20 protein-coding genes and 1 pseudogene are annotated in these 25,493 nt (G+C 32.5%); 4 read left to right on the forward strand and 17 right to left on the reverse strand.

Annotation, left to right across the window (positions count from 1 at the left end):
- Window positions 1-433: 433 nt before the first annotated feature.
- Complete coding sequence (locus tag BMY18_RS18265) at window positions 434-1,570, reverse strand: response regulator (RefSeq protein ID WP_092457204.1); 1,137 nt, start codon at window positions 1,568-1,570, stop codon at window positions 434-436.
- Window positions 1,563-4,670 carry a hybrid sensor histidine kinase/response regulator gene (locus tag BMY18_RS18270; RefSeq protein WP_092457207.1) on the reverse strand — a complete coding sequence of 1,036 codons (3,108 nt, stop codon included), beginning with the start codon at window positions 4,668-4,670 and terminating at the stop codon, window positions 1,563-1,565. Before BMY18_RS18270 ends, BMY18_RS18265 begins: the two co-directional genes overlap by 8 nt.
- Window positions 4,671-5,064: 394 nt before the next feature.
- On the opposite strand from BMY18_RS18270, the gene BMY18_RS18275 reads away from it, so the two are divergent.
- On the forward strand, window positions 5,065-5,439 hold the full coding sequence (locus tag BMY18_RS18275; RefSeq protein ID WP_330386014.1) for a transposase: 375 nt from the start codon (window positions 5,065-5,067) through the stop codon (window positions 5,437-5,439).
- A gap of 499 nt (window positions 5,440-5,938) precedes the next feature.
- Here the strand turns inward: BMY18_RS18275 and BMY18_RS18280 are convergent, their stop codons facing one another.
- The 15 genes and pseudogenes from BMY18_RS18280 to hcp all read right to left on the reverse strand — a co-directional run bounded on the left by BMY18_RS18280 (window position 5,939) and on the right by hcp (window position 22,342).
- Window positions 5,939-7,027 (reverse strand): diguanylate cyclase, encoded by a 1,089-nt coding sequence (locus BMY18_RS18280; RefSeq protein ID WP_092457210.1) that lies wholly within the window; start codon window positions 7,025-7,027, stop codon window positions 5,939-5,941.
- Between the two features lie 358 nt (window positions 7,028-7,385).
- Window positions 7,386-7,721 (reverse strand): zinc-binding dehydrogenase, encoded by a 336-nt coding sequence (locus tag BMY18_RS18285; protein ID WP_170841490.1) that lies wholly within the window; start codon window positions 7,719-7,721, stop codon window positions 7,386-7,388.
- A gap of 401 nt (window positions 7,722-8,122) precedes the next feature.
- On the reverse strand, window positions 8,123-8,443 hold the full coding sequence (locus BMY18_RS18290) for a hypothetical protein (RefSeq protein ID WP_092457216.1): 321 nt from the start codon (window positions 8,441-8,443) through the stop codon (window positions 8,123-8,125).
- Window positions 8,444-8,884: 441 nt separating this feature from the next.
- Window positions 8,885-9,810, reverse strand: a pseudogene (locus BMY18_RS18295) (recombinase family protein).
- A complete protein-coding gene (locus BMY18_RS21200; RefSeq protein ID WP_170841492.1) occupies window positions 9,807-9,983 on the reverse strand; it encodes a hypothetical protein in 177 nt (58 codons plus the stop codon). Before BMY18_RS21200 ends, BMY18_RS18295 begins: the two are co-directional and overlap by 4 nt.
- A 104-nt stretch (window positions 9,984-10,087) precedes the next feature.
- Window positions 10,088-10,888: a DUF6870 family protein gene (locus tag BMY18_RS18305; protein ID WP_092457225.1), complete on the reverse strand. Its 801-nt coding sequence runs from the start codon at window positions 10,886-10,888 to the stop codon at window positions 10,088-10,090.
- Window positions 10,889-12,539: 1,651 nt separating this feature from the next.
- Window positions 12,540-13,286, reverse strand: a complete 747-nt coding sequence (locus BMY18_RS18310) for a hypothetical protein (RefSeq protein WP_092457228.1) — start codon at window positions 13,284-13,286, stop codon at window positions 12,540-12,542.
- Window positions 13,276-13,908, reverse strand: coding sequence for an ABC transporter ATP-binding protein (locus BMY18_RS18315; protein WP_092457231.1), 633 nt, complete (start codon window positions 13,906-13,908; stop codon window positions 13,276-13,278). The genes BMY18_RS18310 and BMY18_RS18315 overlap by 11 nt, the downstream gene beginning before the upstream one ends.
- A gap of 4 nt (window positions 13,909-13,912) precedes the next feature.
- Window positions 13,913-14,746, reverse strand: a complete 834-nt coding sequence (locus tag BMY18_RS18320) for a hypothetical protein (protein ID WP_092457234.1) — start codon at window positions 14,744-14,746, stop codon at window positions 13,913-13,915.
- A gap of 11 nt (window positions 14,747-14,757) precedes the next feature.
- A complete protein-coding gene (locus tag BMY18_RS18325) occupies window positions 14,758-15,312 on the reverse strand; it encodes a hypothetical protein (protein ID WP_092457237.1) in 555 nt (184 codons plus the stop codon).
- On the reverse strand, window positions 15,299-16,129 hold the full coding sequence (locus BMY18_RS18330) for a hypothetical protein (protein WP_092457240.1): 831 nt from the start codon (window positions 16,127-16,129) through the stop codon (window positions 15,299-15,301). Before BMY18_RS18330 ends, BMY18_RS18325 begins: the two co-directional genes overlap by 14 nt.
- A gap of 13 nt (window positions 16,130-16,142) precedes the next feature.
- Window positions 16,143-16,886 carry a hypothetical protein gene (locus BMY18_RS18335; protein WP_092457243.1) on the reverse strand — a complete coding sequence of 248 codons (744 nt, stop codon included), beginning with the start codon at window positions 16,884-16,886 and terminating at the stop codon, window positions 16,143-16,145.
- Window positions 16,887-16,956: 70 nt separating this feature from the next.
- Entirely contained in the window at window positions 16,957-17,355 is a 399-nt protein-coding gene (locus tag BMY18_RS18340; protein WP_092457246.1) for a hypothetical protein, read from the reverse strand.
- Window positions 17,356-19,090: 1,735 nt separating this feature from the next.
- The gene (locus tag BMY18_RS18345; RefSeq protein ID WP_092457248.1) at window positions 19,091-20,404 is read right to left on the reverse strand and encodes an IS4 family transposase; all 1,314 of its coding nucleotides are present in this window, start codon (window positions 20,402-20,404) and stop codon (window positions 19,091-19,093) included.
- A 291-nt stretch (window positions 20,405-20,695) separates the two neighbouring features.
- The gene (gene hcp / locus BMY18_RS18350; protein WP_092457251.1) at window positions 20,696-22,342 is read right to left on the reverse strand and encodes a hydroxylamine reductase; all 1,647 of its coding nucleotides are present in this window, start codon (window positions 22,340-22,342) and stop codon (window positions 20,696-20,698) included.
- A gap of 313 nt (window positions 22,343-22,655) precedes the next feature.
- Between hcp and BMY18_RS18355 the strand changes: the two genes are divergently transcribed.
- From BMY18_RS18355 to BMY18_RS18365, 3 genes are read left to right on the forward strand one after another with little or no spacing between them, the layout of a single operon-like run.
- On the forward strand, window positions 22,656-23,894 hold the full coding sequence (locus BMY18_RS18355) for an FprA family A-type flavoprotein (protein ID WP_092457254.1): 1,239 nt from the start codon (window positions 22,656-22,658) through the stop codon (window positions 23,892-23,894).
- Between the two features lie 15 nt (window positions 23,895-23,909).
- A complete protein-coding gene (gene ric, locus BMY18_RS18360; protein ID WP_092457257.1) occupies window positions 23,910-24,620 on the forward strand; it encodes an iron-sulfur cluster repair di-iron protein in 711 nt (236 codons plus the stop codon).
- A gap of 57 nt (window positions 24,621-24,677) precedes the next feature.
- On the forward strand, window positions 24,678-25,388 hold the full coding sequence (locus BMY18_RS18365) for a Crp/Fnr family transcriptional regulator (protein WP_092457260.1): 711 nt from the start codon (window positions 24,678-24,680) through the stop codon (window positions 25,386-25,388).
- Window positions 25,389-25,493: the final 105 nt, after the last annotated feature.

A 25,493-nucleotide genomic window follows, 5' to 3' on the forward strand; every position in this document is an offset into this window, starting at 1 on the left:
CGACCGTATTAACGCCGCTGTTTACATCTGTGGCAAATTGCGCCAGATCACTTGCGCTGGTTATAAGGTATGGATAAGTTTCAGAACCGTTTTGTGTAGCCGCACTTACTGTCAGCATACCTATCGGCAAAATTGCAATTGAAAGAAGCACTGATAAAATACGCACTATAACTGTTGATCTTTTCTTTATGTTCATAATTTTCCTCCGTTATGATTACTTTTTCTTCTAAAATACCCACAGCAAACAACCATAGTATTTTATTATTATTTTACAATAGCAATTGTGACAAAGCTGTGACAAAAACAGCTGCTTGGACATGATTCCCTGAATAACGACAAAATTATTTGTGTTATTTTACAGCAAAACAGCAAAACAAGCCGAAATTTCAAATTTCGGCTTGTTTTGCTGTTTATTTAGGTTTAACCAAATTGCTTATGCATTGTGCATTAGTTGCTCATATAATTTGTAAAGATTTTCTCCCGGCTTTTCTCCCAAGTCGGTTTCTAAAAGCTTCTGATATATTTTGAAATAATCATGTACACCCTGTTTGCCTGTCAACCTAAAATGGATTTGCATGGCACAGCCGCGAACAGTTTCATCATAAGGCTCATATTTAGTCACAGTTTCAATCAGTTCCAACGCCGAGAGATATTCTGTGTCCCGTTTTATCAAATACATAATCAACCGCTTTGCCGCGCTGACAAAGCGCAGATGATATAGTACCCGATATGGCTCACACCATTCCCCGCCAAAATTTTCAAAAAGCATCCCCTGATATGTAGTTAATATCTGATGATACTCCTTTGCTCGCTCATCATTCATACAGTCTGTTTCTGGGTTGAGCGATTCCAGAAGAAATGCGTCCAAACGCAGTTCTAGAAATTCATTTATGTGAAGCTGATAGTCACCACCTTTAAAAACGACAGCTATGGATACACCACTTTCATGAAGTGTTTTGTTTAGGCGACTGATAGAGCTTCTCAAATTGATATCTGCCTTGTCCTTGTCCTTATCTGGAAAAAGAGTGTCCATCAGTTTATCCTTCGTTGCTTCTCTATTTTTTTGCAGAAGCAAAAATGCGAAAAGCTCTGCACATTTCGAAGTTGTCCAGTGAATAGGTTCCTCATACTCACAGCAAGCGCGAAAGGAACCGAACATACTAATGTTTAAGAACTTCGCTTGTGGCGTTTCAGTTAAAGTTCCTGTACGGTTCAACCTTTTTTGCAAACGAAGCACTGTACGCTCCAAATCCTTTTCAAGTACGGGTTTGAGAAGGTAATCCAGAGCATTGACTGTAAAGGCCTCAATCGCATATTGATTATATGCCGTGATGAAAACAACTTCACCATCATATCCTTCCGCTTGTGCACGTTCAGCCAGTTCAAGACCATTTATCTCCGGCATTTCAATATCCAAAAACAAAACATCGGGCTTTAGTAAATCTATTTTTTGTAAGGCCTCACATGGATTTGAAAAAAGCCCTACAACTTCAAACTGATAGGCCTCAAGTAGTTCGCCTATATATTCCGCAAGCAGTTTCTCATCATCTACAATCATTGCTTTAATCATTTACCAAAACTCCTTTTTGCATAGTGTCACCTACAGGTATACGCATGGTCACTGTAGTTCCTAGACCAAAGTCACTCTGAATCTCTAATCCCTGCCCATAAGCATTAATTAAACGCTTATTCACATTTTTTAGCGCAATTCCACTTGTGGAAAGGCTACTGTCTAATAGAGACTTTTGTTTTTCATCGTTCATTCCCTGACCGTCATCGCTGACAGAGATAACCAGTTCCATGTCAACTTTTTTTATAGATATAGCCACTGTCCCTCCTGAAATTCGTTTCATCAATCCATGTCGGACGGCATTCTCAACAATGGGTTGGATTATCATAGCAGGAATTTCAATTCCCATCACATCGTCATCCAAATCTAAAACAACGTTAAGACGTTCTCCAAAGCGAGCTTTGTCAATATGAATATAGGATTCCACTAGAGAAAGCTCCTGTTTTACACTAATAAAGGAATGATTTGGGTCAATATCAAGACTGCCTCTTAGATAATTGCTTAAATCCTTAAGCAGATTTTCCGCCTGACCCCCGTCTTTTCGGCACAGTGAAATAATTGTACTTAATGCATTGTATAAAAAATGGGGCTTGATCTGGGACTGCAAAAAAGCGGTTTCCATTTTTACCGTATTTTCAGCTGACTCTTTCATTCTTAAAAGGGTATTAACCCTCGCTGTAAGTTCCCTTACATCATAGGGCTTCACTAAAAAGTCATTTGCGCCGGCTTCAAAACCTTCTGCTATGTCTTCCGGTGCATGTCGTGAGGTGAAAAGCAGTATGGGAAGTTCATACAAAGAATGCTCCACTCGAATGCGTCGACACACTTCATATCCTGTCATGCCCGGCATAGATGTATCTAAAAGCACAATAGAAATATCTCTGCGTTCGTTTAGTCGCTTTAACGCCTGCTCACCGCTGTAGGCCCCTAAAATCTGATACTCTTTTGCATAGAAGATTTCCTGTAGAGTTTTGATATTTTCCGCTTCATCGTCAACTGCAAGCAGTATGTACGGAAGTGCGCTGGCATTACCGGATGGAACGTAATTGGATGACACAAGTAAGGTACTTTTATCTGCTTCTACCAGTGAATTATCTATATTTTTAGTCGAGTATTCTGCCATTTGTGGCATTTGAATCACAAAAACAGAACCTTCTCCGGGCGTGGATTTTTTCAAAAATAAATTTCCCTGCATATTTTTTGCCAGCATTTTTGAAATTTTAAGGCCCATTCCGATAAAAAACGGATCAGAACTTTCATCTTTTTGTTCACTGAAACGATCGTCAAATAGATTTTTCTGATCCTCCTGGCTAATTCCTACACCGGTATCCATAACATAAATCTGTATTTCTCCGTCAATCACTTCCGCCGTGATTTTAACAAACCCTGTTTGGGTATATCTTAAAGCATTGCCCACTATATGAATCAGTATTTGGTGCAACCTATCTTCATCTGCGTGGACATAAAAACAGCCTATCGGAACTGCATTTTGCAGCTGAACCTGTTCACCTTTTTTTATATGAATCAGCACTTCGTTCACAGCCTGAATAGTTCCACTTACATCAAAATCACGACAATTCAGGCGCAAGGTGTGGTTTTTTATGCTTTGAAAGTCAATAATATCATTTACAAGACTGGATAGCCTTGCAGCAACAGAGGAAATCAAAATCAAATTTTTCTGTTGCCGACCGGAATCCTCCCCGGAATCGACCGTCGATTTTGCCACACTGATGATGCTGTAAAGGGGTGTTTTAAATGCGTTGGAGGTTTGTATTAACAGCTGATCCTTCTCCTTATCCGCCTGAATCAACTTTTGATTCCATGCATTCATACTATCGTTAGCCTTAACAAATTGAATAATATATAGAAAGGACGCCATGGATAAACCGCATAGTAAAATCAATGAGGGCGATATATAAGTGTGAAGTATGGAAGTAAAGTACAAATATGCTCCGCAAAATGAAATCGTGATTAAAGAAACAAACAAAAGCAGCAGCAAAGTACCATTTTTCCCAATAGTTCCGTATTTCGCCCTACGGGCTGCTCTAAAAATAAATATGCTATAAATTACATAACTGCTTATATCAAAAAAGCTCAACATCATCTCGACAAGGTAAAGATCTTTATTTCGAATTATTAACAAAAGAAGGACCCCACACGATAAGGACAAAATAATACCTTTTAAAACACGAAGCGGAATAAAATCCTTTCCCAATTCACGTATAAAGAGTCCCATAAATATGATGCTCAAGCAGATGGCGGTATTTTTAAACCGTAAGACATTCAAATACGAAATAGAGTTGAAAATAAAGTTAAAAAACTTTTCCCCATCAGCTACTTTAACAAAAGTATAGGAAATGCAAACCAATCCAAGAAACAGCAAATGTTTATTATGCCTACTAAAAAAATATATGGCAACGAATAAACAGCCAAAAATCATCAGCGCGGCAATTCCAATGCTTTCAAGCATTTTATGTATAAAATCAGTATGAAGAATACCCTGTTGGCTACCTAAATAAATAGGTTGTATGATACCGCCGTTGACATAATCCCAATTTGCAACTTGAATGACTAAATCAATGGTATCATTATCTGAAGGAAAGAACGCCATCACCGGCAGGATACTCGTTTCATAGGCTGTTGAATAAGTAGTTGTCGGATTACCCACCTTGGTAATCTCTTTTCCGTTGGCATATATTCTACAGGAGGATCGGATATTAGTGATTTTGAGTCCGTACTGGGAAGTTTCCCCATTTGTCTTTATAATCAGATGATAGGTTCCGATACCTCTATCCGCTATATCTATGTCTGCTTTTTTATTTGCCCATCGACCGGGTACTTGCAGGTATTCCACATTTTTCAAAGACGGATTGTTAATATCTGTAGTAGAAAGCAAACGGTCGGGATAAAATTCCCACTTGCCATTCAATGGTACTGTTCCATCATCGCCCAATCTCCAGTGAGATAAATCAAGGACGCCATTTGTGCAGATCGGTACGCTTGGCTTTTCCCAGATTGTATAAATACAAGCCGATACCATACAAAAACCGACAGCCAAAAACAATACTATTTTTTTTTGAAATGTATTTTTTTCTTTCATAAAAATCTCCAAATTCAATTAAAATATTGTCATGACTACATAACTCAAAAACACCGCAAATGTATTTATTAGAATAAAATATGTATATCATTTACGATAATTATAAACATATCATTTTATTGTAGAAAAAATTTTCATTTATCTTAATCTAAGATTCTATACAATTTGATTAATGATCACTCTTCACCCCTAACGTTGAATATCTATGATAGATAGGTGATTTTTTTTCAAAAACATTTATGTTTATTTCACAGTATATCACAAAATTTTCACCCGGCAACTACAAATCACTATGTTTTCAAATTATATGAATCATATATGATAATGTCCTCTTAAACCACAAATGATTATGTCCCAACTATAGTATAATAAAACCTCATAACAAAGAAATGAGGTGGACACAATTAGAAAGGAAACTGCAATCACTTTTCGTGAAGTTGCTAAAGCCTCTATTGGCTCTATTATGCCAGTAAAATCCTTAGGGTTGAAGTATACCATTAAATTAATATGGGAGATTGATGAAGTCGAATCTGAAATCAAAGCAATCATGGATGAAATAGATTCTCCAATTTTAAGAATTCCTGGTATTAGCTACCGTATGGGAGCAATGATTATTGCTGAAATTGGCGACTTTAGTATTTTTGATTCTCCTTATAAGATACTTGCTTATGCTGGATTATCTCCATTCATCTACCAATCAGGACAACTTGTGTCCTCTTATTCTCATATGAAGAGCGTAGTTCTAGATACCTCGGATATGCACTTTTAATTCATCTAAATTTGTTTGCCTTTGGGATCCAACATTTGTAGCCTATCTTACGAAAAACGTTCTGAAGGAAAGCACTACAATGTTGCCATTTCACATGCTGCCAAGAAACTTGTAAGCGTAATCATCTTGAGAAAACAAGGCAACAATATATCAAAGTAGCTTAATACTATATTCTCAATACATCTTTTTTGAGCACCTATATAGATGCTCTATTTGTCATACAGTTTTCAATGTTCAAATATATCTAAAATACAATTCAGCACTCTATTCAAAAAATATTAGTTTAAGACTTGACTTTTAATAATTTGTATACCTAGCAGCTAAATTCTCGCTGACCGGATACACATTTATATTTGTTCGTATAAAAAAGTAGGTAATCCCATATCTGGATTTACACACCTTTGATACTCGAAGGAATTTATTTCATCATAAAAAGACTGATATTTTCAAGTTTTTTTTACATTGAATTTGCATTAAATTTGCCTTTATTTTTTCGCTCTCAGTCTTTATTTTTATACATTACCACTCTATTTCTTCCGATTCTTTTGGCTTCATATAATGCCTTATCTGCATCCTCTATCAAACTATCTATGTTCATAGATGTGTAAGGATATGATGCGATTCCAATCGATACTGTAATATCTATACTTATATCATTTGAAATTTCGAAATTGTAAGTTTCAATTTTTTTACGTATTCTTTCCGCTATTCTAAATGCATGCTCAGCTGAACAATCTAATAATAATGCAGAAAATTCTTCCCCTCCATTTCGGGAAACGACATCGAAAGTTCTAACGGTATCTTTTAAAATTTCAGCCGTTTTTTGTAATACAATGTCTCCCGCAGTATGCCCGTATGTATCGTTAATTTTCTTAAAGAAGTCAATATCCATATATATATATGACAGTTTTTCTTCTTTTAAAATTGTTAATCGGGATAGGTTGCGAAAAGATGTATCAAATTCTCGTACATTATTTAATCCCGTAAGAAAATCCTTAGTAGCTTCCTTTTTTAATTTGTTGTTCATTTTTATCATATCAACTAAATATCCTGTATACTGATATATTACATAAGCCACAAATGTATTACCAATGTAATAAATCACTAAAATTCTAAAGAATAATATTGATATCCCTGTTACGAAAAATAATCCTGCTGAAAAGAGCAATACCATGTATATGATTGAGTATATCCACTTTTTTTTCTTAGACTCCACATACTTACTTATAATATTAAATCCCAAAACAATTAAAATGATAATTACAAATGCAACAGTAGACGACTTTGAAGCACCAAAATAAAGGAATCGAAATGTACCCATTAATATACCTGCTGTAATTGATGGTATAAATCCACAAAACACTACCGTTAGTAATAAAGGAATGTAACGAAAATCAATCATGACCTCCGGTAATACATAAACACTATTTAGCATTAAACTAATTCCTAACAAGCCACTGATTAATCCAATCACTATTTTTGTGAGATAAGAAGCATTAATATTCACTTCCCTATCCTTAAATCCGAAATACGATATACTGATAAATGCTATTAAAATACATGCATTAATAAATAATTGATAAAACACAATTACGCCTCTCTATATTATCAAAAGACCTATTTTTGTAGTATAAAGTCTGATGTTTGAAAGTAAATATGCTACTTTGTTTAAATGCTTTGCCTGAATAGTCTAGGATTAAAGGCAATCAAACTAGACGAAGTAAAACTTATTCCAGTATTTCTAAAGTAAAATAGTCATAGCGCAGGCAGATTTCACTGTATAGAATTTAGTCTTACACGAAAGGCATATGGAATTTAGCCTCGCACACTATTTTTAGATACCCGTTTGCCATACAGAAAATAATTTTTCTAACCAAACACTCTGCCAACCTCGTTTATTCTTCCGAATCATCATTTTTGTCGTAGTCATTTGTTGCCTTTTCATATTATTCAAACGTAACTACAACTTTACCCTGTGCGTGACCTTGAGCAACTTTATCTAAAACTTGACTTATTTGTGAAAAGTCGTACACTGAATCAATTGTCGGTTTGATATTATTGCTTTCTAAAATAATTGCCACCTTTTTCAATTGTTGAGCATTAGCTTGTACAAAAAAGAAATGATATTCTTTTTGTTGCTTAGATGCCATTCGATCATATTTACCGCCTGCTAATTTTAATAGAATCTTCTTCCAAAGAGGGAAACCATTTTCTACTGCAAAGCGATAATTAGGTACAGCTTTTAATGGCACTATCTTACCATATTGCTTTAAAATTATCAACTCTTGCTCGATTTCGAGATATATATCATTATTGAATTAATAATTGATATATTATATAATATATTTATCCTGCTCCCAGTAGGATGATTTATTTGAGCCACTACTCCCCTTATAATGTAGTGGTTCTTCTTTTTTGCATTTAAAAATACACCCTGCGTGCTGAAAGTGCTTGATTAGTATATTTATATAAAATAAGGTTTATAGTCATTCAACTGCACTTTCAAAAGGATTGAAACCTTGCAGCGTTTGTAAACCACCAACAACGTAAATATTGCAAATTTTAACGAAAAGGGCAACAGCCACATGTTTTTGTCGAAAGGGGACTTTTGCTCATATCAGATTACTCATCTATTTTGCAAAAGCCCCTTTTCTTTTAGTTAAAGGATTAGTTTTGTGACTTACTAAGCATTAGGTGAAAGTGTATAATAAACGACTGTTTGTTTATGACCACAAGGGCATGTGCATCCTAAAAAAACGGTATCTTCTTCATTGAAACAAGTTTTTGTACAAGGTACAATTATATAATTAATAAACCATAAGAAATCATTCAATTGACATTCTAACTGACTTGAAGAACAATAAGTGAAAACTTTAGCAAACCAAAGTTTACATGATGTTGAATGAGTAGTCCAAGATATATGATATTGTTCAGCTAATAATTTCAATGCTTCTTCTTCTGTTGTTCCTTCAAATTTTCTCTTTATTTCTTCTTTATTGAACATAAAAATCACTCTCCTTTTAATAATATAATATGCGACAAAAAGTTTTTTGACTCCATAATATGATGTTTTTTGACAATTTATTTTAGGGTATAAAGCAATCAATATTCCGTACCTCATACGGGTTTTTATTAAAGAATGAAAAGCGACCTAATAACTAAAGGACAAAATATAGGCACTCAAAAAGACCTAATGAATATGAAAAAAACAAAGGAATGTCAATGAAGTGCATGGGAATTACCACCCCAAGATAAAAAATCCCACTTGTTTTTTGTTCAATATAATTCTACAAAAAGAGACGTGTTTCTACGTCTCCCCCACTACTATGCCACCTGCTCCAGCAACTGCATCAGCATATTTTCAAATTCAGTTTGATATTTCCATTTGATTTCAATTCGATCTTCTGAATAGACAATCACCTTATCAATCAAGTCATTCATAACCTCATCCGAGAACTATACTTACAGTCTTGAATTTTTCAATTAAGTCACTCAGTTTCTGTTCTAATAACTTGCGCTCTTGTCTATCCCCAATTTCATTGCAAATTTTCAATTTTCTTTCTTCCAGTTCTTCAATCTGCATTGTAAATTGCTTCTTACGTAATACATATTCTTCCTTTGAAATTGACTTTAATCGGTATCTTTCATACAGATTCATTTTTGTCTGCATCAATTTATTAATAGCATTATCTGCATCGGATACTGTCATTTCTGCTTTATTTTCTTTATATATCTTCTGTTTCAAGTCATTAATAAGTTTTTGTGAATCACATAGCAGCTTAATATGATTTTGTATCAATTCAACCATCGTACTCATCATATCCTTTTCATACACCTTAATTTCTGAACATTTATCTTCAGTGTATCTACTTCTAGAACATTCATAATAAGGATTAATCGTTGTATGGCTCCTTCTGAGCAATCTTCCACAGTCTGCACAGTAATAGAATCCTTTTCTCCTAAAATCACCAAGTAGAATAGTCTCCTTCTCCGTAGGGGGCATAATATCATTGTTTACTTTCCAAAATACTTCTTTCGAAACAATCCCTTCATGAGTTCCTTTAACAATAATCCACTCATCTCTATTTACACGTTCACTCTCTCGCTTTGCGATTTTTGTACGCACTCTGACATTACTTATCATATCGCCAGCATACCTTTGGTCCTGATAATCTTCAAGACCTTCGGTGATGTCCATACGGTCTTATCATCGACCACATACTTTCTTTGTCTGTTAGTATTACTATACCCCGCTGGCGTAAAGATTTCTAGCCCATTCAGTTTACGTGCTATATCAGAACCAATTAAACCGTTTAGTGCATACTTAAATATCAGTTTGACAATTGATGCTGTCTCTTCATCAATAATCAACTTATGCTTATCCGTCGGAGCCTTCTTATATCCAAATATAGCATATGGACTAATAAATTCACCCTTTTTCTGTCTGCTATGAACAGCACTCTTACCTTCTTAGACAAATCTTTTACATAATAATCATTAATAAGATTCTTCATTGGGATACTGATACCATCTGATGTTTCCATTACATTTTCACTATCATAACCATCATTAATAGAGATTAAACAAATCACATGTCAAATCAGAATAATAATAGTAAGTAATAGATACATCATGGTCATCTCAAATATCATTCGGTACTTAACCCGGTTTCCTGTTCAATCTGTTTGGTAATTATTCGTCCAAATAATTCTTCAAATGCAGGTGCATCCTCAGCATAATCAACTTTTACAACAATATTTCCCGCTTTATAACAATATGGATTTTTTACCTGCTCCATAAATGAACAGATTCGCTCATATATTGGTAATGACTCATCAATATACACATTTTTTATATCTACTAGCTCATTCTTATCAACCTTTAGAATATCAGTTTTCTTCATTCTGTCTAATTCAGCCTGCGTAGGAATTACATAAACGTTTTTGTCAAATATATATTTTTTATGGGTTTTCTTTTCTTCTACTTCATCAATTTGTAGCAATTCGATTTCATTACCCGGCCTGAATAGAACTCCTTCTTTCCATTTTTCAATCCTTTCTTTTATTTTGCGAACACTATATTTCTTACTCATGCATAACTCTAGCCAGAAACTTCTATCTCTTTCTTCAATTCCATCAAGTAATAATATATGGCTTGACCAATTTATTTCCGTCAAATGTTCTCCATAAATATCCCAATCAGAATATGCCTCATAAAACTGAATCATTCTATATAGACCACGTCGATTATATACTTTATCTTCAATGCCTTTCTTTTTCATACCAATTGTAACATTTCCAATAAAATCAGAACCAAACTTATTTACTGAATTTTTGCGACTCAATTCACGTCCAACTTTCCAATACTGATAAATTATATTTTCCTGTCTATCATTTGAAAATCTAATAATACGTTCAATATTTGCAATTACCGTATTCACTGTTCTCATAAAAATCCTCCTGATTTTTTATGAATAGTATATACAGTAATTGCAACAAATAAAAGTCCATTAATTGTGAGTACACCTTTTGTGTCATTTGTGAGTACAGATGCCATTTTATAAGGCTTTTCAGACTTAATTAAGCCTATATTTTCACGTATTATATTGAATTTTAATATGTAAATACAACTATTTTTCTATTTGTGAGTACACTTTTAGATAATTCAAATTATAAACTTTTTATAAAATCTTCAAAAATGCGGGACACTACCCCCTAATTTTCGGCTTATAAGTATAGAGGTAAATTTAAGAAACTGCAGTAAACATAATCACCCTGGTATACTATCCTTCACACAAAGTGCTCCCCAACCCATTTCAGGATTCGGCCACTCACTAAACCCCGGCAGTTTCTTCGCCCCATCAATTAGGTAGGCTTTCACTTTCTCTGCTTGTGTCAAGGAAAGACTAAAAAAAAATTGTACATTTATTGCGTTTTCGTTATCAACTCACCAGAAAATGCAGTGTTTCTGCGGTCTCTGGTGAATTGATAATTTTCACCTCATCTATTAAAATGAAAGTAAGATAAAATGAAATCTTACTTTTATCAAATGAGTTTGCATTAGAACTTTCTTCCAATGCTTCAAATAATATATATGCCAGTGTGGCTGCCCAGTATTACTATTGGACTGACCACACTTTTTTTATTTACTCTACCCCGTGCATTATCTATCGCAAATACTTCTGCCATAGATCGGGAAACATGTAAGTTAGGATTGATGATTTCCATCACAGCACCACATATATCTAATTCCAATGAACCAATGTTGGTTCAACCATATGCTTGCTATGCTCCGGTGCCACCCGGCTGCTTGTTTAAGCAGTTGTTTCATTATCCATCAAAGCTTTGCAATGCGTATCAATAACATTACATCCATCTGGTTCGCTCTTTACCTTTTGCGTTGAACTTTAGTTCAATCTTCTACTTACGATACCTTGCTTGAACTGGTTTCGCAGCAGGTACATCACGGCAAATCTACAGATGGATCACGTTTACTTCCAAAGCGGATACTACAGCTTTGGTTTCAATTAAGTGTGTTTGATTTTTGTTTCTTACACTCGATATTCAGTTGTCAAGGTTCAGGTGCTGTAGCAAATTACCAGAATCTTGATTCTGATTATCGTCTTTCAGCAGGGGGAAATTTATCCCTATACTTATAAGCCGAAAATCAGGGGGTAGTGTCCCGCTTTTTTTAATTATTTTTTTATTATTTTGATAATCCATTTGATTTATCTTAAATTATTCATTGTTTTATTTGCATATATAATATGAAAGATCTTTTAGAATTTTATATACAAGTAAAATAGTTTTGAGCAAAATACCTCAGTAGAAAAATGATCTACTGAGGTATTCATTGTTAATATATAATATTAATGGTATTTATCAATATTTTCATTTCTACTACATGTATTAGTAATCCTAGCATTATCTTGGCATAGTTTTCTCTTAATTTTCTCTTGTGCATATGGTAACATATTCTTTCTCGAAACTAATCCAAGAAAGCTGAATTGTACCTTTTAGATGCAGAACAAAAGACCCTTCTTAGTTTACATATAGATATGCAAAAATAATTTAAAATACTATCTACTAATTTCCTTTATATTATAAAAAATCTTTTTTTCTAATAAACAATCCCATTAGAAATAATCCTATTATTAAAATTAATGGATACACTACCAAATTATAATAAGATACTCCCAACCAATAGATTACATATGGATTCATATTTACTTTTAAAAAAAATAAATGGATAGCAGCTGGTTGCATTCCTAGTTCTAACTTTATTAACAGTATAATAATAACATATCCAATTAAAGGTGTTCCAAATATCCACCACAACAAAGCAATAAGCATGCCAAAAAAAACAATTGTTAAAAATGTCATTATTGTAAATACAAATAATATCTCCCATACATTTCCGTTATGCGGAACCTGGGTATGTAATAAATTTGATGCTGCACTATTTTCTTCTATCCAGTTATTATTAAATCGACCAAATTGGATTCCTATCAATGTCGTACAAATTAATAAATAAAATGATATGATAAAAGCATTTTTTATAATTTTTTTACATAATCTTATCCAAAGATTTCGTACATTTTTCATATGTAGTATCACACTTGGAAAGAAATCATATTTGATACTATGAACAACAAGGAATGCTGCAAATGGGATAGTGATAATACTACACTGATTTTGAACAGTACAAAATGCGTCAGCTAAGCAATAGCTTACCTGAGGTGAATCCATTAACGCCCAAAGGACAAAACTTATATATATAGGAATGCCAATCAGAAAAATAAAAAATGCTATGTTATAACTCCAATCAGTTGCCATTTTAACCTTCACTTACTATTTTCCCCTCACTTATTACAATAATCTCATCTGATAAAGATTCTAATTCTTCTGCATCATGGCAAGCTACTAATATAATAGCACCTCGTTCTTTTTGTTGTTTTAAAATTTGTCTAACAAGCTCCACGCCCGTCTCATCTAAAGCATTAATTGGTTCATCTAATAGGATTAGTTCAGGTTCTTCCATCACAGCCGCTGCGATGCCCAATCTCTGCTTCATGCCAAGAGAATATTTTCTATATGTTCTCCTATCATTTGGATCTAATCCAACATTCTGTAAGGTAACATAAATCTTATTTTTATCAATCTTTTTTTGTATCGAAGCCAATACCTGTAAATTTTTAACCCCTGTATAATTTGAAATAAATGTAGGATTCTCTATCAGCACTCCAACACTTTCCGGAAATGATATATCCTTTCCTAATACTCTTCCATTAATGTCTATTGTTCCTTCGGCTTTTATTAATCCACAAATTGCTCGCATAAGCATTGTCTTTCCAGAACCATTTTTCCCTTTTAATCCATAAATTTTACCTGACTCGAATCTAAGATTAATATTTTGTAGAATATAATTACCCCGAATCTTTTTTGTAAGATTTATAATTTCTATATACATAGCTTTATTCCTTTCCTAAAATATCAACATTTCGAAAATAAAAATATCCCACAATGAAACTTATTAAAATTATGATCATATTAACCATCATAGAAGGAAAAATATGAATTCCATTTGGGTTCACAATATAATTACGGTAAAACATTAAGAAGTTTCCAGGCAGAAACCATTTCATATAAAATGCTGAAAATATATATAATATAATAATTATTATATAACTCACAATTGGATGAACTAAAAAAGACAGAAACATCTGAAACATTGATATGGCTATTGAGGAAATAATTGGGAGAAGTCCTACGAAGATGATAATTTCAAATTGCTTGTACCCTACTATTTCCATTCCAAGCATTCTATGAATCAATTCTTTATGAATTTCACCAGTTATCTGTGTTTTAAATAACATACCTGCTATTAAAATACCCATATATATTGCTGCGTAATAAGAAATTACAGTCGCCATATTCCAAATGCATTTTGAACTCCACCAGAATATTCTTTGTTTACTTTTTATCATCATTTGCAATCCCATTCCATGTAAATCTTTATGAGGATAATACCCTATCAATAATCCCAGTATTAAATTAAAAAGCAAAAAATCGAACGGAACATTAAAAGGATTTGAAGTGGATGGAATGTATTCTTTCATTCCCTTAAACATATATATAAAACAATCAATTACTGAAGTCTCATCTGCTATATTATACTTTTTGATATAAATATTCGTTTTTAAAAAAAATTGAATTGCAATAGTACATGCAACAAAAAATATAATGATATACTTATAATAATATCTTATAATTCCTTGACGTAAATCTGATAGAATTTGTAATTTCATACTTAACCTCTTTACCCAAAATTTAATATCTTTTTCGCAGGATAATAAGTAAAAACAAGATGAAATGCACAAGATTCCAGTTTTTCTTTACTCCAATAGTTCTCGCTTACAAGACTATTGCTAATTACAGTTGAAAGCTCGATTACAGTACCTTGTGATCCTGACTTTATCACCCCAACCATATTACCAACCATGCTGATTCCATTTCCAAACTCAAAAGGGCTTGTTTCTACCTGCATTAACATTAGATCTTTTAATTTTATATCATTTGATGTATTGTTACTGATTTTAATAGTAAATACAACATGCAAAAATCCTTTTTCCATATCAAAATCATAACTATCTTCAGGATATGCAACAGCATATTCCTCAGCCGAATAAATCTTTCTACTAATTGGCGTAAAATCTAAATCTTTCCATTTCATTGACTGATTTAGAACATACTCTTCCACCTTAGCATTGGGAAAGCGGTGATTGATATCCCAAATCATATAGAAAGAGGCACAAAAAAATATACCAATTGCTATACACAAGAGTATCTTTTTATATTTTTTAATAAATATCATCTTTAAATCCTCTCCAAATATAAATTGCACTACTTATTGTACCAATCAAGACTGCTTCAATTATTATTGCTGATAACTTAACTTTATATGGTTGTGTCAAATCTAAAATATAAATTGGACTCCATGAACCTATATGTATATTGTAAATATAGGATGCAATTATGCCCAAACAATAATACATAAGAAACGGACATAGTGTAAACATAAATATATTATGAACAAATCCTACTAATGATAATGCAAGCGTTGCAAACACGCCGCCGTAAATAAAATAAATTAACATGTAAATTAAAATATAGTAATATGGATGGCTATAAAAAAGGGCAACCAACATACTCCCACTGATTGGGGCAAATAAATTATTAGTGGATGGAAGTAGTGAAGGAAGCAAGCAGGCTGTAATCAGAAGGTTTAAAAGCATTGGAATTACTACTGATATTCCTCCAGCTATAAAGTTAACGAGATATTTAGATATGTAATAATTTCTTCTGAAAGTTCTAGAAAAAATATTTTTAACATAGCCTGTCTTCATATCCATAAAATACGTAATTGCGCATGGAAGTATGGCTAAAATTGGAAATATTGTCCGATAAGAGAAGCTATACGGTGAAAACCCACTTCCACCAATCCATGAATTAAACACAGAAGGTAAATAACAGCTTGCATCATTCCTATAACCTCCTATTATGTCTTGAGATCTTCTCCCGACTTCCATGATAATCTGAGCTATTGCAATAGTACAACCAATTGAAAGTGAAAGCCAAAATCCCCAATTTGATTGAACACGTTCTCGTTCAATTTTAATCATTTCTTTCATATTTTACTTACTCCTAATTAATTGGAATCATGTAAGATCCCACTGATAATTTATCAACACTATAATTATTTATTAAAAATCCCGTATTTAAATATACCTTGTTATTGTTAACGACAGACTTATACATATTTCCACATAAAACCGTTTCAATTTCCTCATTAACTTTGAAGTTATAAAATAATGCATCTTTAGCATCTTTATTCAAGTCCGGATACTTATTATATGCTTCAAGTGCTCCAAAACAATTTACGAATCCCTCTGAATTTTTAGTAAAAAAGGTAGAACCTAAATACTGCTTTATATCAGTTGTAGATTCATTTTTAATTTTTACTTTTATAAAATAATTAACTTTTTCATCATTTATTAAATTTATACCATTATAAAAATAATGTTCATAATCCTTCACATTAACTATGTAATTAATAAATTGATTCTTATCTTTTTCATTGAGTAACTGATTTAAATCCTCTAGAGTGCTACTAAGTACCACCTGCTCATAACAAATCGAAAATTTTCCTATACGATATATTTCACCTAATTTCCCATATGATATCAAATCCGAATTTGAAGCAGCTTTATTTAAATATTCAATTGGATCATTCTCGCTCATCGTTCTCTGAGTTTGATGTATACTAGTAGATTCTTGTATTACATTTGTAGTTGTAGTAACCTGTAAATCACTTACGCTTGTTCTATTGCATGCAGTAAAAAAGAAAAAACATGTACAGAAAAAAAATATAATATATTTACCCTTCATATTATTCCCTTTCTTGTTAGTTAGGTGGTAATATTATATGAATAGCAAATTATATACAATAAGTTTTAATTTAATATCCTATACTATCTGGACTCCAAAGCCCCCAAAACATACAGCTTCCAAATCCTTGGTCATTAACTAGACTTCCTTGTATAAATGCATCTCTGAACCTCTTCTCATAAACGTCATTAGTTATAGGTAACTTTGTTCCCTCAGTAAAATATTTTTTCCAAACGCCATTTTTACTACATCTTTCACCATATGAATACTCCCAGTCAGCTCCATATGCTTCCGCGGAATAAACAGTTCCTAGTATTTCAGAAGAAGTGCAATACATATACATATAAGATGTATATGTTTTAGGTCGTGTTTCTGTTTGTGTATATCCTTGATAAGTATCAAATCCAAATGTATATGGTGTATCACTATGTTCATTCGCTTTAGCAGCGACTGTGCCAATATGAAACATTATAAAAATCACCATCATACATATAAAAATATTACTCCACCTTGATTTTTTTCATACAATCCTCCTTAAATATATATATTATTACCACCTAGTTCTATAATTATATGATTTAATATCTAAAATATAGTACAAGTTCAAATAAAAATACTTTTATAAATCAAAAAATACTTGAGGATCTCTGTCAGTCTTAAGTGAAATCCTCAAGTATTTATTTATTACATTTTTTTATTTTACAAATTTAATATCAATTTTAATGACTACTTCCCCAGAATCGACATAAGTATCATTGTTTTTCATTGTCTCTCCATGTGATTATATTTTAAATTAGTATAATAATGAGTAATAAATATAGTAATAAATATATAGTAATTGCAACAAATAAAAGTCTATTAATTGTGAGTACACCTTCTGTGTCATTTGTGAGTACATATGCCATTTTATAATGCTTTTCAGACTTAATAAAACCTATATTTTCTCGTATTTTATTGAATTTTAATATGTAAATACACCTATTTATCTATTTGTGAGTACACTTTTAGATAATTCAAATTATAAACTTTTTATAAACTCTTCAAAAATGCGGGACACTACCCCCTGATTTTCGGCTTATAAGTATAGGGGTAAAATTTAAGAGACTGTAGCAAATACACTCACATCGGTATACTATCCTTCACACAAAGCGCTCCCCACCCCATCTCAGGATTCGGCCACTCCGTAAACCCCGGCAATTTCTTCGCCCCATTAATCAAATACGCCTTCACTTTTTCTGCTTGTGTCAAGGAAAGACTAAAAAAAAATTGTATATTTATTTCGTTTTCGTTATCAACTCACCAGAAAGTGCAGTGTTTCTGCGGTCTCTGGTGAATTGATAAATTTTAACTCATTTGTTGAAATTATCAATTGAATAAAAGGAGAACCTTCATTCATTAAATGAGTTAGTGGTAAATCTTTGTTCTAATGCTTCTAATAATATATATGCAAATGTGGCTGCCCAGTATTACTACTGGATTAGCCACACTTTTTTAATTTACTCTTCCCCGTGCATTATCTATCGCAATCACTTCTGCCATAGACCGGGAAACATGTAAGTTAGGATTGATGATTTCCATCACAGCATAACATACCACTCTTACAAATGAACCGCTTCCGGTTCAATGATATGTTATGCTCCGGTGCCATCCGGCTGCTTGTTTAAGCAGTTGTTTCATTATCCATCAAAGCTTTGCAATGCGTATCAATAGCATTACATCCATCTAGTTCGCTCTTTACCTTTTGTGTTGAACTTTAGTTCAATCTTCTATTACGATATCTTGCTTGAACTGGTTCCCCAGCAGGTACATCACGGCAAATCTACAGATGGATCACGTTTACTTCCAAAACGAATGCTACTGCTTGGTTTTCAACTAAGTGTGTTTGATTTTTGTTTCTTACACTCGATATGAAATTGTCAATGTTCAGGTGCTGTATCTACTCATCAGAACCTTGATTCTGATTTTCGACATTCAGCAGGGGGAAATTTATCCCTATACTTATAAGCCGAAAATCAGGGGGTAGTGTCCCAATGTCATTTAGTTAAGATATCAGAATACGATGTTAAGAATTGAAACATAGCAGAGAACGTATTTTTCTTTGTTCTGTTTCTTTTTTTATACAGAACTGCCATGAATTAATATTTATAAGCATTACAAAAAGACAGATTGCTATCTGCCTAAAAGTAGATTATACTTTTTATGGATTAAGCTACTCTATAGAGGAATCCAACTACGCTCTTTGGTTTGACTTTACGAGGGTCTTGACGGCCTGGGCGCACGGGTAGGATATACTTCTGTATTAGCAATTCGACATTTGGTGGACTTATATCATTACATTTTAGGTATTTTTTGCAGATACATATTGCCATCGTGAAATTCACTTGGTAAGTGTGCTTATTTTTCTGTTGCTGCTCAATAACAACATAGGTTGTTATTGCTTCACAGAAGTTATATAGTAACAATCTTGCAAAAATCTCCTGCTTGATATAATCCACCTTTTTGGAATGAAAACTAGTTAATCCTATTGCGTATTTTAATTCTCTAAATGATGTTTCTATTCCCCATCTTAGGTGGTATATATCTTTGATTTTATCAGGTGAAAATTCAGATCTATCGAGATTTGTTATTATAGTTTCATAAGAATCTTCGCCGATCAAAAAACGAACTACTCTAAATGAGATTGCATATGTTTCTTTACTTCCAACTGGCAAATAGTCGAATTTCTGGCAAGATGGCATAAATTTATATTTTCCTGGTTGTGAATGTATATCTTTCGTCTGTTTCCTGGTTAATAAAAAGGAGAAATCTTTATCAAATTCGCCCTCTTCTGAAATATGTAGTCCTGAAGTGATACCATTGCTATGAATATCTTTCGCTCGTATAACAAACTTCCATCCTTTATGATCTGCATGAGCGAATAGGTTATAATTCTCATAACCACGATCAGCGATAAGTATTACTTGCTCTGTTATCGATGACCGTTCTATCATTTGTATGCAAGCAGCATATTCGTTTTCTTGGGTTCCATTTTGGATAATTGCATCCATATACATACGATTTTTCAAATCATAAATTGTATTTAAATGCAATTGATTAAAACCTTTATCGGTCGGTGTGCATTGAAAATAAGTAGTAGAGTCTTTAGAATTCCTGGCAATATTCAAATCCGAACCATCACATGCTATAAGCGAATATTCATCATATCGTTTGGGTTTATAAATCTGACCACTAACCTCATGGAATAAATATTCAAATGCTTCAGGAAGTATCTTACTTCGTTGCTGATTAAAAGCTGAAACAGTAGCGGTCTCTGGTGAAAAATTAAAATGCTCTAATAATTCCACACCAATAGACTTCCCCTCCATAGAAAGAAAAAAATTAAAGAATGTTTCAAAATCTAATTTTCTCTTCCTTGAGAAATCACTTTCTGGTGTTTTTGTAAAGAGCCATGGAATAGCACTCATTTCCTTGATGGTATCAGATAAGATCTCTTTAACTGATGAAATATAATTTTGCATAAGCGGTTGCCTCCTTGAAATGTATTTAAATCAAGGGCTTCGCCGAATTTTTCTAATAATTTGTCAAGCTTTTTTTGAAATTAATTACAAAAAAAAAGGGCAGGTACGTATTTCTACATACTCTACTCTTGAGTTGTTCTTAACTAAATGACATTGGGTAGTGTCCCGCTTTTTATGAAATATTTTTAAAAAAAATAAAGAAGAGTTTTAACTCTTCCTTATTAAGTCATATTTTTAATGATTTTTATTAAAAATCCACCTAGAATTTAAATTCTAGGTGGATAAATTATTTTAACCTAATATTTGTTTTAAATCATCTTCTGGTGTGCTAATTGGCTTAATATCAAAAGTTTCAACTAGGAACTGTAATACATTAGGGCTTAAGAAAGCCGGTAAAGTTGGCCCTAGATAGATACCTTTTACACCAAGTGAAAGCAATGCCAATAAGTCAGCAACAGCTTTTTGTTCATACCAAGTTATGATATAGGATAATGGTAGATCATTAATACCACATTTAAAGGCATCAGCTAGCGCTAGTGCTATTTTAACAGCAGAATATGCATCATTACATTGACCAATATCGAGTAATCTTGGAAGCCCTGCCACTTCTCCAAACTCTAATTTATTAAACCGGTATTTTCCACAAGCTAAGGTAAGAATAATACAGTCTTTGGGAACTTGCTGAGCGAATTCAGTGTAATAATTTCTTCCAGATCTTGCACCGTCACAGCCTCCAATTAAGAAGAAGTGTCTAATCTTTCCGTCTTTAACTGCATTAACGATTGTTTCAGCATGGCTTAAAGTTGCTTTATGACCAAATCCTACTAGAATTTCTTTAACTTCTTCATCTTTTTCAAATCCACCTAATTCTAGGGCTTTCGTTATTATTTCAGAGAAGTCTTTATATCCATTTTCATCATTAGATATATGTTTTATTCCATCCCAACCAACAACATTTGTGGAGAAGATACGATCTTTATAAGAGTCTCTTGGTTTCATCAAACAGTTTGTTGTCATTAAAATACAACCTGGGATACCATCAAATTCCTTTTGTTGATTTTGCCATGCCCCTCCAAAGTTACCAACTAAATGAGTGAATTTATTTAACTTAGGATATCCATGAGAAGGTAACATTTCACCATGGGTATACACATTTATTCCTTTACCCTCTGTTTGTTCAAGTAGCATTTCAAGATCTCTTAAATCATGACCAGATATTACGATAAATGGTCCTTTTTTAATGTTTACATTAACTTTTTGAGGTGATGGGGAGTTATATGTTTCAGTATTACCTTTATCTAATACTGCCATAACATTAACACTCATCTCTCCAGTTTTGAGTACGTACTTGATAAGGTCATCCAGCGTCAATTTATCGTCAGTCAATGCTGCAAGAGCTGTAAAATAATAGTCGTCTACTTCATCACTATTATAATTAATAAATCTAGCTTGATGCGCATAAGCTGCAATTCCTTTTAATCCGTATTTTATAGTTTCGCGTACGGAACGAATATCAGCGTCCAAATCCTCATCATACATAACTCCAGCTTTTTTAGCATCTATGAGAATTTGTTCTTTAGAATCACTTAAATTATATAGAGCTTCTGCACCAGTTATTTTTTCGTCAGAAGCTTTCTTTCTAATTTCTTCTTTCATGATTTGAGATTTTTTAAGCATATCCATATGAGAATTCGGATCGAAATTTACATTAGTCAGTGTCATAAATAATGAATTTTCAACAAATGAAACTAATGACTTATCAATCTTTTCACCTTTTTCTAAAAGTTTTGTAGCATAACAACTGATTCCTTTTAACTGATAAATCAGCAAGTCTTGCATAGCTGCAATTTCAGGTGTCTTTCCACAGACGCCTATTTTTGTACAACCCTTACCAAATGCAGTTTGTTCACATTGAAAACAAAACATTTCTCCTTGCATACGTATTCCTCCTAATATTTTATATAATAATATAGTATCCTTTATAGGTATAATTAACAAAGGGAATAATTACCAAGGTACATTATTTAAAACAGGATTCTTCTTTAATCAGTTCATTTGACTTACTGCATATCATAGCTTCGATAAGAAATCCACTCGTACTTACTGCTTATCAATATTGGAAATGACGAGATTTATTATATTTTTTAAAACTTTGATTTGAATCATATTATTATATCAAGAATGACTTTAGAATAGGGTTATAGCAATACAAGAAATTAAAAAATAATATAAAACATTGGAGGAATTGATTATGGAAAAAAACATTAAGCTAAGCGAAAATATATTTTGGATTGGAAAGGTTGACGATAGGGACGTACCTTTTCATCGACTAACCTTAACGAAAGGAACTACTTATAATAGCTATTTGTTAATGACTGAAAGCCCTACAGTGATTGATACCGTTGATTTAAGCTTTGGGAAAGAATTTTTAGATAATTTAAAAAGTATAATTGAACCAGATAAAATTAAATACATTGTAATTAATCACACTGAACCTGACCATTCTGGTGCCCTAGGGGGTTTGGCTGCTAAAGCAAAAAATGCAATAATTGTATGCACCAAGCTGGCTGAAATTGAACTTAAGGAAATGTATAAACTTTATGATAGAGAATTTTTAATTGTAGGAGATGGCGATACTCTAGATATCGGAGGCAAGACACTTAATTTTATAGAAACACCATATCTTCACACAGCGGAAACTATGATCACATACTGCCTCGAGGATAAGATTTTATTTCCTTGTGATATTTTTAGTACCCATGTAGCAAACTATGATTACTTCAATGATATGGCAAAAGAAGATATCAGCGCTGACTATATTGGATATTACAAATTGATAATGCATCCTCATAGAAGGTATGTTCAAAATATGCTTAATAAAATTAAAGATTTAGATATACAGATAATAGCCCCATCCCATGGATATATTCTTAGAGATAATGTTCAAAGTTTTATAGATATTTATGATAATATGAGTAAAAGTACAGAAATAAATAAAAAAGCTTTAATTCTATATTCTACTATGACAGGTAGGACAAAAAAGATTGCAACATTTATTATGGAAAAATTCCAAGAGCAAAATATAGTTTCAGAGATCATTAATGTAAATAAAGTTGAAAAAAATGAAGTAATTAAAGCAATTAATGAAGCTGATGTTATTATATTTGGTAGCTCTACAAAATATGCTGATATCATTGGAAACATGGAAGATATATTGAAAGAATTAAATGCAATAAACCTAGAGCATAAAATAGGTGCAGCTTTTGGTTCATATGGTTGGAGTGGAGAAGCAATAGAGGTAGTTCAAGACTATTTGAATCAAAGCAATATTAAAGTCTTAAGTACTTCTGATATAATTAAGTCTACTGGTATGATTGATATAGAATTCCCAATAAGAATTAGGTTCTCTCCTCAAGAAGAGGATTTAAAGAACATTGAAAGAGCAGTTATTTATACGGTTGATAGATTACTTGGGATAGTCCCAAACTAAGAGGAGGCGTTAATTATGAGGAATACTATAAATAAAAACCAAAGCCTTGGAGAAATAGTATCGATTTTTCCAGGTGCCACAGAAATTTTCAACCATTATAAAATAGATTATTGTTGTGGAGGACATGATACTTTAGACGGAGCCTTAGAAGCCATAGCGACAGACAATGAAGAAATTATTGACAAACTAAATAATGAATATGATGAGTTTGTAAAAACTAAATCAGAGTACAAAGATTGGAGAAAAGAAAATCCAACCGTTTTAATAAGACACATAGTACAAACTCATCATGAATTTACTAAAAATCAACTGAAAGAGATAGATACAATATTATTTAAAGTACTAAAAGTACATTTTAAACTCCACAGTGAAGAACTCTTAAAGGTGCACAGATATTTTGGATCCTTAAAAACTGAACTTGAGGAGCACCTTGTGAAAGAGGAAGAAGTTTTGTTTCCTCTTATTGAACAATATGAAGTAACTAGAAGTGATCATATATTATCCGAAATAAATCAGTTAACAAAGGGCACAGTTGAGGAACACGAAGCTGCTGGAAATATACTGAAAGAATTGGAGAAGGTAACAAGAGATTTTGAGGCACCAGAGGGGTCCTGCACGTCTTTCAAGCTTGTATATACAAAACTTCATGATTTAGAAAAAGATCTATTTATGCATATATATCTAGAAAATAGTGTGCTATTCCCTATGATTCAACAAACGAATTAAATTATTTGACCTCAATAAACTTAACTGCTATGATAACAAATGGTAGGTGAAAAATATATGAGAGAATGTAATTGTGAAAGTTGTAGTCATAGTCTATGTGCTAAGAAGGTACCGATATTTTCATTTTTATCTGATGATGAACTTATAAAGATTATTGATATGACAGGCCATAAAGTTTATAAAAAGGGCGATAGGTTGTGCCGACAAGGTGAAAAATCAAATACTTTATTTATTATTAATGAAGGAAAAGTAAAGATATCTAAATTGACTGTGGAAGGTAAAGAACAAATAGTTCATATCTTCACGAATGGAGATTTCTTTGGAGAGTTAAGCATATTTGGTGCTGAAGAGATATTTAATTTTGATGCATATGCTATATCAGATGTTAAAATGTGCACATTAACCAAACAAGATATGGATAAGATTATTATGAATAATCCAGAAATATCTTTGAAACTATTACAAGTTATTTCAAAACGTCTCAGTCAGACTGAAAATCTTGCTCAAAACTTGGCCACTAATGATGCAGAAATAAGAATTGCATTTATGCTGTTAGAATTTTGTGAAAAGTATGGTACTACTACTGACCAAGGTATGAAGATCAAACTACCTATAAACCGGGAAGAGATGGCTAGTTACACTGGTGTAACAAGAGAAACCATAAGTAGAAAGCTTAGTATATTCGAAGAATTAGGAATTATTAGCATTCAAGGTAATAAGGTGTTAATTATTGAACAATTAGATAAATTAAAATCATATGTAGAATAAGAATAAAATAACAAAGAGCTTTTGTAAATTAGATGAGTATTCATTTATTTTGCAAACGCTCTTTGTTATTGGATAAATAAAAATACGGATTCCGAAGAATCCGTT

The sequence above is a fragment of the [Clostridium] fimetarium genome (assembly GCF_900111235.1).
Lineage (GTDB): Bacteria > Bacillota > Clostridia > Lachnospirales > Lachnospiraceae > Clostridium_N > Clostridium_N fimetarium.